Origin of the sequence: Chryseobacterium amylolyticum (assembly GCF_051011775.1) — a bacterium.
Lineage (GTDB): Bacteria > Bacteroidota > Bacteroidia > Flavobacteriales > Weeksellaceae > Chryseobacterium.
Map to the genome: position 1 here is coordinate 42053 of NZ_JBPCHX010000006.1, position 13727 is coordinate 55779.

The 13727-nt window shown below is 37.0% G+C and carries 12 protein-coding genes; 10 read left to right on the plus strand and 2 right to left on the minus strand.

The window, feature by feature from the left end; genetic code table 11:
- Window positions 1-238 precede the first annotated feature (238 nt).
- The 8 genes from ACR1PO_RS16740 (at window position 239) to ACR1PO_RS16775 (ending at window position 6553) form a co-directional block, all read left to right on the plus strand.
- The gene (locus ACR1PO_RS16740; RefSeq protein WP_002979895.1) at window positions 239-907 is read left to right on the plus strand and encodes an ABC transporter ATP-binding protein; all 669 of its coding nucleotides are present in this window, start codon (window positions 239-241) and stop codon (window positions 905-907) included.
- Between the two features lie 16 nt (window positions 908-923).
- Window positions 924-1502: a murein L,D-transpeptidase catalytic domain-containing protein gene (locus ACR1PO_RS16745; RefSeq protein WP_433987503.1), complete on the plus strand. Its 579-nt coding sequence runs from the start codon at window positions 924-926 to the stop codon at window positions 1500-1502.
- A 29-nt stretch (window positions 1503-1531) separates the two neighbouring features.
- Window positions 1532-2209, plus strand: a complete 678-nt coding sequence (gene radC / locus ACR1PO_RS16750; protein ID WP_332387062.1) for a RadC family protein — start codon at window positions 1532-1534, stop codon at window positions 2207-2209.
- A complete protein-coding gene (locus ACR1PO_RS16755; protein ID WP_433987504.1) occupies window positions 2206-3120 on the plus strand; it encodes a hypothetical protein in 915 nt (304 codons plus the stop codon). Before radC ends, ACR1PO_RS16755 begins: the two co-directional genes overlap by 4 nt.
- Before the next feature lie 73 nt (window positions 3121-3193).
- On the plus strand, window positions 3194-4126 hold the full coding sequence (locus tag ACR1PO_RS16760) for a phytanoyl-CoA dioxygenase family protein (protein WP_433987505.1): 933 nt from the start codon (window positions 3194-3196) through the stop codon (window positions 4124-4126).
- Window positions 4127-4211: 85 nt separating this feature from the next.
- On the plus strand, window positions 4212-5387 hold the full coding sequence (locus ACR1PO_RS16765; RefSeq protein ID WP_433987506.1) for a hypothetical protein: 1176 nt from the start codon (window positions 4212-4214) through the stop codon (window positions 5385-5387).
- A gap of 24 nt (window positions 5388-5411) precedes the next feature.
- Window positions 5412-5924, plus strand: coding sequence for a DUF7935 family protein (locus ACR1PO_RS16770; RefSeq protein WP_332387469.1), 513 nt, complete (start codon window positions 5412-5414; stop codon window positions 5922-5924).
- Between the two features lie 17 nt (window positions 5925-5941).
- Window positions 5942-6553 (plus strand): inorganic pyrophosphatase, encoded by a 612-nt coding sequence (locus tag ACR1PO_RS16775; RefSeq protein ID WP_332387056.1) that lies wholly within the window; start codon window positions 5942-5944, stop codon window positions 6551-6553.
- Between the two features lie 84 nt (window positions 6554-6637).
- Here the strand turns inward: ACR1PO_RS16775 and ACR1PO_RS16780 are convergent, their stop codons facing one another.
- Entirely contained in the window at window positions 6638-8356 is a 1719-nt protein-coding gene (locus ACR1PO_RS16780; RefSeq protein WP_433987507.1) for an amidohydrolase, read from the minus strand.
- A 135-nt stretch (window positions 8357-8491) separates the two neighbouring features.
- On the opposite strand from ACR1PO_RS16780, the gene ACR1PO_RS16785 reads away from it, so the two are divergent.
- On the plus strand, window positions 8492-11224 hold the full coding sequence (locus tag ACR1PO_RS16785) for a sodium-translocating pyrophosphatase (RefSeq protein ID WP_433987508.1): 2733 nt from the start codon (window positions 8492-8494) through the stop codon (window positions 11222-11224).
- Between the two features lie 159 nt (window positions 11225-11383).
- Here ACR1PO_RS16785 and ACR1PO_RS16790 read toward each other — a convergent pair whose 3' ends face one another.
- Complete coding sequence (locus ACR1PO_RS16790) at window positions 11384-12523, minus strand: aminotransferase class I/II-fold pyridoxal phosphate-dependent enzyme (RefSeq protein WP_433987509.1); 1140 nt, start codon at window positions 12521-12523, stop codon at window positions 11384-11386.
- A gap of 160 nt (window positions 12524-12683) precedes the next feature.
- Here ACR1PO_RS16790 and ACR1PO_RS16795 point away from each other — a divergent pair, with 160 nt between their 5' ends.
- A complete protein-coding gene (locus ACR1PO_RS16795; RefSeq protein ID WP_433987510.1) occupies window positions 12684-13724 on the plus strand; it encodes a M28 family metallopeptidase in 1041 nt (346 codons plus the stop codon).
- Window positions 13725-13727 lie beyond the last annotated feature (3 nt).

The window sequence follows — 13727 nt, forward strand, 5'->3', positions numbered from 1 at the left end:
TTGAAAATAATAAACCTCCCAAACCGGGAGGTTTTTTTGTGAACTGAATTCAGATACCCAATAAAAAATAAAACCTATAAGTTTATTACTAAAAATCTGAAGGAAATAATTAAAAAAATTAATAGAAAAGACTGATATAAATGGATTAAAGAAATCTGATATCTTTAAAAGCAAAATAAAATATAAACCGGTTCAAAAAGCGGTTTTTTATTTGAAGGCAATTCACTATTTTTGAATCATGATTAAAGCAAGAAATATCCATAAATCTTATGGAAATTTAGAAGTACTGAAAGGAGTTGATATTCACATCAAAACAGGAGAGGTAGTTTCTATTGTAGGAGAATCAGGAGCAGGTAAATCTACACTCCTGCAGATTTTAGGAACGCTGGATCATCCGACCCAGTCCGGTAAGTATGATACTGAAATTGAAATAGCAGGAGAATCATTTATCAATATGAATGATAAACAGTTATCAAAATTCAGAAATCAGAATATCGGCTTTGTATTTCAGTTTCATCAGCTTCTTCCGGAGTTTACCGCTCTGGAAAACGTATTGCTTCCGACAAAAATTGCCGGGGCTAATGAGAGAGAAGCTATTGAAAAGGCTTATGCTTTGTTTGAAGATTTAAAGATAGAACAGAGACTGAATCATAAACCTAATCAGCTTTCCGGGGGAGAAGCACAAAGGGTAGCAGTAGCGAGAGCTTTAATCAATTCACCAAAAATTATTTTTGCAGATGAGCCAACAGGTAACCTGGATTCCAAGAATGCGGATGACCTTCACAGATTATTTTTTGATCTCAGAGACAAATACAATCAAACATTTGTGATCGTTACCCACAACCCGAATCTTGCAGAAATTACGGACCGCAAGCTCGTCATGAAAGATGGAATGATCATAGAATAAAAGTATACAAAACCGGATGATGAAACACTTTATTTTTCTTTTTTTAATTGTAATTTCCTGTTCAAAGGCTGAGTCACAGCAGTTGAATTCGCCAGGCGTGCCTCAGGCAAGAATTTCGGAAATTAAGAATTATATTAAAGGGAAAGAGTATAATCAGGAACTGGCTGTTTTTATCAATTTTAAAATACCTTCCGGGAAATACCGCTATTTCATTTATAACCTGAAAAATAACAGGATTGTACAGCAGGCTGTTGTATCCCATGGCTCAGGTTCTGTTATTCCAAAATCAGACGCTTTAAAATTCAGTAATACTGAAGGATCTTATCAGTCGTCGCTGGGTAAATATGCCATTGGAGAAAGCTATGTAGGAAAGTTTGGCAAAGCCTATCGGCTTGCAGGGCTGGACGCTACCAACAGTAATGCCATGCAGAGGGCTATTGTTCTTCATTCTTACGGATGTGTTCCCGATATGGAATCCCAGGCTCCGGCATGTCTGAGCTTAGGGTGTCCTATGCTTTCGGTAAATGCTTTTAAAGAAACCGCTAAATACATTGATCAGTCTAAGAAGCCGATGATCTTATATGCATTCTATTAATTCATAATATCTTATTTCATAATTTTTCCATGGCTATAAAATTTCTTGCAGAAGATGACAGACCCAGAGAAAAGTTTTTGCAGAAAGGCAAAAGCTCACTTTCTGATTCTGAGCTGTTAGCGATCATCATGGGAAGTGGAAATAGGGAAGAAAATGCCATAGAACTGGCACGAAAGATTTTAAACTCTGTCGATAACAGCTGGCATCAGCTAAGCTTGCTTTCCGTTCAGGACCTGGTGAAATTTAAAGGAATTGGAGAGACAAAAGCTATTTCAATCATTTCAGCCCTGGAAATCGGCAGGAGAAGAGCTGTACAGGAAATTCCTGAAAAAACGGTAATAGGTAACAGTCATGATGCTTATGCAGTTCTTAGAAACCAGCTTTCCGATCTGCGGACAGAAGAGTTCTGGGCAATCTTCCTGAACAACAGTAATAAAGTGATTCACATCTCCCAACTTACGCAGGGTGGAATCAGCCAGTCTATTGTAGATGTAAGGACTCTTTATAAAGGAGCTCTGGATCATTTTTCAACAGGAATTATCATTGCACACAATCATCCCTCCGGAAGCTTAAAACCAAGCAGAGAAGATATCAGTATCACACAGAAAATAAAAGAAGCCGGAAATACCTTAAGTATTCAGCTTTTGGACCATATTATTGTTACGCAGAATTCCTATTTTAGTTTCTCGGACTCAGGATTATTATGATTAGAAGATTAAAATACCATGAAATTGACTTTGTAAAATATGCTCTATGTTTAGAAAATTCCGAACAAAGAAAATATTCTGCTACAAAGCATTTTTTAGATACTACTTCTACAATGCCCTGGGAAATTCTTGTTTATAAAGATTACGAAGCAGTAATGCCTGTTCCTTTTGTAAGAAAATATGGGATGAAAATCGTACATAATCCCAAGCTTTGCCAGCAGCTTGGTGTTTTTTCCGGTAAAGATAATGTTGACCTTAATGAAGCTTTTTTAGAATATCTTGAAAAGAATTACATGATACGGGCTTATCCATTCAATGATGTCAATCAGCTTCGTACGAAGATCAGACTCAAAAAGAATTTTTTATTGTATCCTGATGCTTATGAGAAAGTGTACGCAAAATATTCACCCAAAAGAAAAAGAAAACTTCGGTTAGATGAAGCAGTTTTAAAAGATTCTGAAATCAAAACAATTCCTTATGAGAAAGCAAAAACTTTTATTGAATCCAATACAATAGGATTGAACAAAGACCATGATCTGCTTGAATTCATGAGAATTTTTGCAAGCTTTTATAAGTCAGGATATCTTAAGTTTACCGCTTTTTACTATCAGCATAAGATTGTCAATGTAATTGCTACTTATTCAGACTGTAATATGGTAGCGCTTTTAGGCAATTTCAATGATAAAAACTATGTGAAGTTATCAGGAGCATCAGTATTGATTGATCATCTCATTAAAGAAAACATTGAAACACATATTTTTGATTTTGAAGGAGGAGAGATTCCCAATATCGAAGAATTTTTCAGGGGATTCCGCCCCCAATTGAGACCTTATGGCATTATTGAAAATTCAAAAATAAATCTTTTTAAAAAGCTGGCCTATCTTATCCTGAGAGGGAAGTCTTTTTTATGATGAAAAGCATTGTTTAGATTGGTTCTAATTAAGTAATAATCCGTAACTTTATAAAATCCTTAGTAAAACAGTTATGTTACAACAGATTCGTCAGTACAAATTATCATATATGCTTTATAACCTGTTTAAAAAGAGTAAATTAAAGCATAATATTCCATTGTATAAAAAATACGGAATCAATAAGAGCTATTTCTCAAGCATTTCCAGTAAAGATTTTGCCCACCTTCCGGCCAGTAAAAGAACAGTAGATTATATAAAGCTTAAGGAAACTCCTTTTTTTAACAAGCTTTCTGAAGAAAATAAAGAAAGTGCTCTTCAATACGACGATAACGGGTATATGATCCTGAGGAATTTCCTTACTCCGGAAACGGCAGATCAGATCAATTTTGAAATTGATAAATTGATGAAAGACGGGACTTTGAAGTTTATTTACGGAGGAAAGCTGATGTTTGCCATTCACCATTCAGAAATCATTAAAAATATAGGAAGTGATCCGGAACTGTTAGATTTTTTATCTGTTTTGCTGGACGGAAAATCCAAACTTTTTCAAAGTATCAATTTTATCAACGGAAGCCAGCAGAAAACTCATTCAGACAGCATCCACATGACTACTTATCCGTTGGGAGGGCTGCTTGGAGTCTGGATTGCTCTGGAAGATGTTGATGAAAGCAACGGAGCTTTGCATTATATCCCCAAAAGTCACAAACTTCCTTATTTCCTGAATTCTGATTATGATAATGAAGGCACTGCTTTGAAAATCGGTAAGAAAAGTTACAGAGCTTATGAAACTTTCCTTGAGGAAAAGGTAAAAGAATTAGGATTAAAAAAAGAAATATTTAAAGCAAAAAAAGGAGATTTATTAATCTGGCATGCCAATATTCTTCATGGCGGAGAACCTCACACAGATAAAAACAAAACCAGAAAAAGCCTTGTGTACCATTTCTTTGATGAAAACAGTGTCTGCTATCACGAAGTAACACAAAGGCCAGCTTTGTTTGAACTCTAGTATAAGTGATCCTTTTGTAAGCTTTCATGAGAATACAGAGTAAAAGACAGTTTTTTTTACATTTGTATTCATATAATATCAGTATATGGAAAAAAAGAATGGTATTCTTATTTTTATCTTTTCAATCTACGTATGCTTCATGTCATACTATCTGTATACCCACCACTATTACAATACTGATATGGAAGCCTATATGGGGCTGATTTATAAAACGGAATATCCTGATATGAAAATTGAAGATATTCATAAGAAGGTATACGATGAACTGAAGGAAAAGAATCCTGATTTTGCCGGACTTGGCCCTGTTGATCCAATGGTTGAAGAAATAGCAAAAGGGGAGAGCACATACTATAAAATCATTTCGCAAAATCCCAAAGCCTATGAAGAAGAGCTGCAGCTTTTTGTGGTAAAACCTTTTTATAATTTTATCGGCTGGTCGTTATTTAAGCTTGGTTTCAGTGCTTCTGTCTCCATCTCTTTAATTTCGGTTATTTCTTATGCATTGATACTTATTCTGATTTTCATCTTTTTAATCAGGATTCTGAAAAATTACCCTCTTGCCTTTATCCTCACTATTTTAATTTCGATGTTCAAACCCTTGCCGGAATCTGCCCGGCATGTTTCTGCAGACTCTTTATCATGCCTGCTTCTTCTTCTCAGCTTCTATGTTTTTTTAATGAGAAAGAATATTTTCTGGGCAGGTATATTAGGTATGCTATGTGTGCTTACAAGACCGGAATATTTTATTTTTTATTCATTCCTGTATGGCTTTATTTATTTGTACAGGGATAGGTTTCAGATTAAAACGGCGCCACTATTGATATCATACGGATATTTGTTTCTTTCCTTCTTTTTGATACAAGCTTTTAATCAGGTATCGTGGTCTACGCTTTTTATGAATCAGTTTACGAAAGTTCAGATTTATCCCGTTTCACAGCCTGATCCGTTTTCCTTTACAGATTATTTTCACTTTATTAAAAGGAATATAATGCTGGAATTCAATTCTTCTTATTTTCCAATATTACTGATTTTTATTGTGGTCATTCTGGCCAATCATTTTTCATTCCGCAATAAAAAAAATCAGGCTCAGGTTTTGTTTTTTGTTGTTATTTATGGAACTGTTATGCTAAGATTTCTGATTTTTCCGGCTCTGGTAAACAGGATGATGGTCGGCTTTTATCTTATCATTATTCTCTCTTTGATCTATATACAAATTTCTAAAGTGGATATCTTTAAAAACTCTTTAGAAGACGGAAAATAATTAGTAATTTTGCAGTCTAAAATTATGACGAGTCTTTCAGGATATCTACCATATGCATTTGCATTGATTATTGCAATTCCTTTTCTGGTTTTGCTCAGACAATTTGTACACTCATATATTACGTTTAAGAACCAGGAAATCAAACTGCTTACCGTGAAATCAAATTCAGAGAACAAAGCACATTCCTATGAAAGAATGACATTGTTTCTGGACAGGATTAAGCCTTCAAACCTTATTCAGAGATTTGACAGAGAGCTGGCCGTTCATGAGTTTATTTTCCTTACAGAAAAGGCCATCAATGAAGAGTTTGAATATAACTCATCCCAGCAGTTATACATTACAAAAAATTCATGGAAGAATATCGTAGATTCAAAAAATGCAATCATTGAACTGCTTCATAAAACTTACGATGGATTGAAAGGAGAGGTTCAGCTGGATGAATTCAAAACGGTTTTCATCATGAATTATATGGAAGGCAACGATTATATTGCTGAAACAATAGAAGATTTAAGAAAAGAAATTTTAATAATAACTTAAAAATTAACAGATAAATAATGATTCCAAATTTTAAAGCACATCCATGGCACGGAATTTCTGCAGGAGAAGATGCGCCAAATGTTGTAAACGTATTTGTGGAAATTGTTCCTTCAGATACTATTAAATATGAAGTAGATAAAGAAACAGGATATTTAAAGGTAGACAGGCCGCAGAAATTTTCTAACATTATCCCTGCTTTGTACGGGTTTGTTCCAAGAACATACTGTGATAAAGAAGTGATGAAACTTGCTGTGGAAGCCGGAGCTGATGATGTTACAATGGGAGATCATGACCCGCTTGATATTTGTGTTTTAAGTTCTCACAATATCCATGCCGGAGGTCTGTTGATGGAAGCTATTCCAATCGGAGGTTTCAAAATGATTGACGGAGGCGAAGCTGATGATAAAATTGTTGCAGTAATGATCAATGACCATGCTTTCGGACATTTCAGAGATATTGCTGAATTACCTGAAGCAGAAGTGAAAAGACTGATGCACTATTTCCTTACGTACAAAAACTTACCGGATGAACCGGCAAAATGCAGAATTCAGGAAGTTTACGGAGCTGAACACGCAAGAAAAGTGATTAAAGCTTCTCAAATAGATTATGCAGATAAATTCGGGGGATAGAATTCTTCCATAAGCATACAAAAAGCAGATGAATTTTCATCTGCTTTTTCTTTATGAATATTCTTTGATCCGGTACCCATAAATTTAGTCTCTTTTGTACACAGGATTTCCTTCTTTTATAGTTTCAAGAACCTTGATCTTTCTGAGATTTTCAGGATTTATCATTAATGGATTCTGATCCAGAATAACAAAGTCAGCTAATTTGCCTGCTTTAATAGACCCTTTTTTATTTTCTTCCTGCAATTGATAAGCTCCGTTAATGGTAATCGCTTTCAGGGCTTCAATGGGAGAGATTCTTTCATTGGGTCCTAAAATCATTCCTGAACGCGTTTTTCTATTCACTGCTGCATATACTGCCGTTATCAGATCTGGTGGAGTAACCGGAGCATCATGATGAATGGTAAACGTAATGCCTGCTTTTAATGCTGAGTTGGCCGGACTTATAAAAGCTGCTCTTTCGGGACCAAAAACACTTGAGTAATGCCAATCTCCCCATAAATAGGCATGAGTAGAAAAGTAAGAAGGAATTACTCCTAATTCTTTTATTCTTTGAATATGATCAGGGCGGCTGTTTTGTACATGAATTAATGTTGCACGCAATTCCGGTAGGTAAATATTTTCATCTTTTAACCTTTTGATAACGCGTATAGCCTGGTCAATGGCGGCATCTCCATTTACATGAAGTTGTGCAGTGATATGATTTTGGAAAAGTGTTTTCAGATCGTTATATAAAGTTTCATCCGTAAAAATGGGAAATCCTTTGTAATCTTTAGACTGACCTTCAGGCGGAACCAAATAAGGCTGCGTCAGCCAGGCTGTTTTTCCCTGTGGAGAGCCATCATCAGAAAATTTGAATCCAGCCAGTTTCAAACGATTTTCATACTTCATATACTTCGGCTTGAAATTGCTGAGATCTTTTTTGAAATATTCATAATCAGGAAAGTAAACAATATCAGCTTTAAAAAGGTTTTGAGATGCTGCCTTTTCTAGCAGAGCAACACTTTCTCCCATAGTTCTCCCATCACAAATAGTCGTCTGACCATAGCTGAGCCATTCATCATGGGCTTTCATCAGGTTTTCCATTGCATGGGCCTGAGTATCTTTACCTTTACTCATTTTTTCCGTTAAGGTCAGTAACGCTGTGAAACTGGCATTCTCTTCTAACTTTCCATTCAGTTTTCCTGTTGTTTTATCTCTGCCAATGTGCCCTCCTTCAGGATCTTCTGATGATTCTGTTATTCCCAAGAGTTGTAACATTGCACTGTTTGCTACGCTGGCATGACCTGAGGCATGAATGACAATAATAGGATGGTTTTTGCTGATGACATCCAGTTCTGCTCTCGTAGGATGACGGTGTTCCATCATTATTGCATCATCATAACCATTTCCGATAACCGGCTGTTGATCTGTGATTTTATTGTCTTTGATGTAGTTTTTAATCGTAGTCTGTAGATCTTTAATAGAATTTACAGTGCCATAAGGCTCGGGAGACAGATCTACAGCATCCATAATCCCGGCCCTTGATGTAAGATGTCCGTGAACATCTATAAAACCAGGAAGAAGAGTTTTTCCACTTAAATTAATCAACTTAGTGGCTGGCCCTGAAAAACGTTCTGCATCTGATTTTGTTCCGGCAAAAAGTATTTTTCCGTCTTTAACTGCTACTGCTTCAACCTGGGGAGAAGAATCCTCCATTGTTATAATAGGCCCTCCGAAATAGAGTATTTCAGCTTTTTCCTGTGGCATCTGATGACAGCTGCTTATGCCTGCAGATAACATAAGTGTATATAATATCTTTTTCATAAATAATTAATTCAAATCATAGTGAGAAACGAATTTACAAAATAATAGATTATTATTAATGAATTTTATGGCGTGTTTATAATTTCATTATATTTATAAGACTAATCTCAATTTTTTAATATAAAATAATAAACTATGGATCTATTTGTGTTAGTGCCAATTTTTGGTGTCATAGCTTTGCTTTATACATTTCTTCAGAGCAACTGGGTCAATAAACAGAATGCAGGAAATGAAAAAATGAAAACAATCAGTGGGCACATTGCAGACGGTGCAATGGCTTTTCTAAAGGCTGAATACAAAATCTTAACGTACTTTGTTGTAGTAGTTGCTATTTTACTGGCAGTCATGGGGTCTAGTAATGCCAATTCACACTGGAGTATCGGAATTGCCTTTGTAGTAGGGGCTATATTCTCAGCATGTGCAGGCTTTATCGGAATGAAAATTGCTACCAAAGCCAATGTCAGGACAGCAGAAGCGGCAAGAACTTCATTGTCAAAAGCTCTTAAAGTATCCTTTACAGGAGGCTCAGTAATGGGAATGGGGGTTGCGGGACTTGCTGTTTTAGGTCTGGGAGCTTTATTTCTGATTATTAAACAGATTTTTGCTCCGGATGCCACCGTAGATTCTCACGAAATGGAAAGAACGATTGAAATTCTCACCGGATTTTCTCTTGGTGCAGAATCCATCGCGCTTTTTGCAAGAGTAGGTGGTGGTATTTATACAAAAGCGGCAGACGTAGGTGCTGACCTTGTAGGAAAAGTTGAAGCCGGAATCCCGGAAGATGACCCCAGAAATCCTGCAACCATTGCAGATAACGTAGGAGACAATGTAGGAGACGTAGCAGGGATGGGAGCTGACCTTTTCGGATCTTATGTGGCAACGGTTTTAGCCACCATGGTATTAGGAAGAGAAACAGTTTCTGATGATGCTTTCGGAGGTTTTGCCCCGATTCTTTTGCCGATGCTCATTGCAGGAACAGGAATTATATTTTCAATGATCGGAACTTTATTTGTAAAAGTTAATGACAATGAAGGTTCATCCACTTCCAGTGTACAGAATGCGCTCAACCTTGGAAACTGGGGAAGTATTGTGATTACTGCCATTGCGTCTTACTTTCTGGTAACTTATATCCTTCCGGAAAAAATGGTTCTCAGGGGCCATGAATTTACTAAAATGGGAGTGTTCGGAGCGATAATGGTTGGGCTGGTTGTAGGAACCTTAATGAGTATTATTACAGAATATTATACGGCAATGGGTAAAAGACCGGTTTCCAGCATTGTGAGACAGTCTTCTACCGGTCATGCAACCAATATCATCGGAGGGCTATCCGTTGGTATGGAATCTACCTTGCTTCCGATTATTGTACTCGCTGGAGGGATCTATGGTTCTTATCTCTGTGCGGGACTTTACGGAGTAGCTATTGCAGCAGCCGGAATGATGGCTACTACAGCCATGCAGCTTGCTATCGATGCGTTTGGTCCTATTGCAGATAATGCAGGAGGGATCGCTGAAATGAGTGAGCTTCCTAAAGAAGTACGTGAAAAAACAGATATCCTGGATGCTGTTGGGAACACCACTGCAGCTACCGGAAAAGGATTTGCCATTGCTTCAGCAGCTTTGACTGCTTTAGCCCTATTTGCAGCTTTTGTAGGAATTGCAGGAATTGACGGTATTGACATTTACAGAGCAGACGTTCTGGCAGGACTATTTGTTGGCGGAATGATTCCGTTTATTTTCTCGTCATTGGCGATCACTGCAGTTGGGCAGGCGGCTATGGCGATGGTAGAGGAAGTAAGGAGACAGTTCCGAGAAATTCCTGGAATTCTGGAAGGAAAAGCACAACCCGAATACGAAAAATGTGTTGCTATTTCTACAGATGCATCCATCAGAAAAATGATGCTTCCCGGTGCGATAGCCATCATTTCGCCTTTACTTATTGGGTTTATTTTCGGACCTGAAGTATTGGGAGGATTCCTGGCCGGTGCCACTGTATGTGGAGTGTTGATGGGAATGTTCCAGAATAATGCCGGAGGTGCCTGGGATAATGCTAAAAAGTCATTTGAAAAGGGAGTGGACATCAACGGACAAACCTATTACAAAGGTTCAGAGCCTCATAAAGCTTCCGTAACTGGAGATACGGTAGGAGATCCGTTTAAAGATACATCAGGGCCGTCTATGAATATCCTGATCAAATTAATGTCAATTGTTTCTTTAGTTATTGCGCCTACTTTGGCTGTATTGCATAAAGATAAAATTGAAGCGAACAGGAAAGCAAAAATCGAAAGTCTTACAGGAGTTTCCGGTAGTACAACAGCTGTAAGCGGTGATACCGCAATAATTACTGCTGTTCCGGGAGAAATTAAAGGACATCTTAATGAAAACGGAGACTTTGTGTATGAAACAGGAAATATTCAGAAAATAAAACTGAGCGGAGGAAAAACAATCGCTATAGGTGATGGAAGCCAGCTTTACCAATTTTATAATGTGGTGAAACAAAAAGATAAATCGGCTTTAGATCCTAATAAATGGTACACCATTGAAAACCTGTATTTTGAAACCGGCTCCAGTGATCTAAAAGCAGAATCTGCACTTCAGCTGAATACGCTGGCTGAAATTTTAAATGCTTATCCGGATCTGAAAATAAAATTAGGAGGCTATACAGATAACAGCGGGAATGAAGAAAGTAACCTTAGTCTGTCTAATCTAAGAGCCCAAACAGCAAAGCTTAAATTACTTGAGTTAGGGGTTTCAGGAGACAGAATAGAAGCGGAAGGGTACGGATCTCAGCATCCTGTATGCGAAGCTAATGATACAGATGAGTGTAAAGCAAAAAACAGAAGAATTGATGTAAGGGTTCTGGCTCTTTAAAATCAATATTAAAATAATAGGAAAGCATCGCTGTAGCGGTGCTTTTTTATTATATTTGTTTGTCATTTAGGTCAAGAAAGACAACAGCAAAAAATAAAATATCCATCATCATCTGTACAAATCTGTGTGATTTGCGGGAAAAACAAATATGTGAAATGATTAAAGGTTCTTTCTCAAATATTCCAGTGCCTGAATAATCAGTTCATCCTTTTTAGCAAAACTGAACCTGACATAATCAGAATTCTGTCTTGAATTATAAAAAGCCGAAAGTGGAAGGCAGGATACCTTTTTTTCAATAGTCAGCCACTTGGAAAATTCTATATCCGTCATGCTTTTAGAAATGTTCCTGAAATTTACAACCTGGAAGACACTTCCTTCCGCCAGTTGTTCAACCTGAAAAGGGGTTTCTTTAATCATTTCATTAAAAACATCTCTTTTCTTCTGCATAAGCTTTTTATTGATATCCGGATCAAATACGTCAAGATATTTTGAGATGGCATATTGAGCCGGAGCATTGGCGCCGTAGGAAATATACTGTTGATGGCATCGAAATCTCTTTGTTAAAGTTTCAGAAGTGAGCATATAGCTTACTTTCCACCCTGAAGTATGAAACATTTTGCCGAAAGAAAAAATACAGAAGGTCTTTTCCCTGAGCCCTGGATGAATGAACGAACTGTAATGCTCAGTTTCATCATAGCAGTAAGTGTCATATATTTCTTCAGAAATCAAATAGATATCCCGGTCTTTAATCAGTTCATATAGCTGATGCCAGTCTTCCTTTGTCCATATTTTTCCGGTTGGATTCTGGGGAGAATTGACAATGACTGCTTTTGTTTTTTCAGTAATACAGTTTTTAAACAAATCCCAGTTGATTGTAAAGTTTTCTTCAAGATCATAATACACGGGAGTTCCACCATTCATGACAACAGCAGGCCCGTAGGTGTAATAAGACGGCTGAATAATGATAACTTCATCATTCTGATTAAGAACAGATTTGAGGGATGTATATAAAGCAAAGGTTGCACATGGAACAACGGTAACTTCACTGGTTGTAACAGAAATTTTATGGATTCTTTTTGCGTTGAAACGGATAATACTCTCAATCAGCAGCGGATTTCCTGCAAGAGGTTCGTAATGATGAGTCTGTTCGTCTGCAGCTTCTTTTAAAAATACCCTTAGACGTTCATCAATATCAAAATCGGGAAGCCCAAGAGATAGGTCAAAGCTTCCGTGTCTGGCTGCCAGCTCAGACATTTCCGTAAAAAAGGAGTAATGCGTAAATCCGTAAATTTTATCCACCTATTTTGTCTTTTTAATCAAATATAATAAAATTTTGATATCAGATTGTTTTTTAAGCTAATGTGTTGTTAAATTCATAATGGGTGTTTTATTATTTTACAATATGATTAATTATAGTGCTATTCCATAAAAATTGTTATTTTTAAGAAATTTATTCTTTATGAAAAAAATACTTATTCCGTTATTTGCAATGGCGATGGCGACCAGCTGCGGAACGGCAAAAATATCTGACGGCAATGCCTCCCATCCTGTTTCAACAAAGCATAACAGAGCATTTAACAAAGCATATGAAGTGATTAATGCTGATGACCTGAAGAAAAACCTGTATGTAATTGCAGCAGATGATATGGAGGGGCGTGATACCGGAAGCAAAGGCCAGAAAAAAGCGGGTGAGTATATTGTTAATTACTATAAAAAGCTGGGCATTTCAGCACCTAAAGCATTACCTTCTTACTATCAGAAAGTTCCGTCTGAATTTATGAAAAAAAGAGGGGGAGGAAACCTTCCTGATTCCGAAAATATCCTTGCCTTTATCGAGGGCAGCGAAAAACCTGAGGAAATTGTGGTTGTCTCTGCACACTATGATCACGTAGGGACCAAAAACGGAGTAGTATACAACGGGGCAGACGATGATGGAAGCGGAACTGTAGCTGTAATGGAAATTGCCAAAGCATTCCAACAGGCTAAAAAAGCAGGAAAGGGACCTAAAAGATCTGTTTTGTTCCTGCATGTTACAGGAGAAGAGCATGGCTTGTTTGGTTCAGAATATTATTCTGAAAATCCTGTTTTTCCATTAGCCAACACCGTTGTTGATCTTAATATAGATATGATAGGACGTGATGATCCTGCCAACAGGGGAAAACAGTATGTGTATGTAATTGGTTCTGAAATGCTGAGTTCTCAGCTTAAAGTAATTAATGAAGCAGCAAATAAAAGAACCAACAACCTGGAACTGAATTACAAATACGATGATTTGAATGATCCTGAACAGTTGTATTACCGTTCAGACCACTATAATTTTGCCAAACATAATATTCCTGTAGCATTCTTCTTTGACGGTATTCATGAAGACTATCATAAGCCAACAGATGATCCTGAAAAGATTGATTATCAGTTACTGGAAAAAAGAACCCAGCTTATTTTCACCACAGCATGGGATATTGCCAACAGGGAGGAGAGGCTGGTGGTTGACAGAAAATAATCA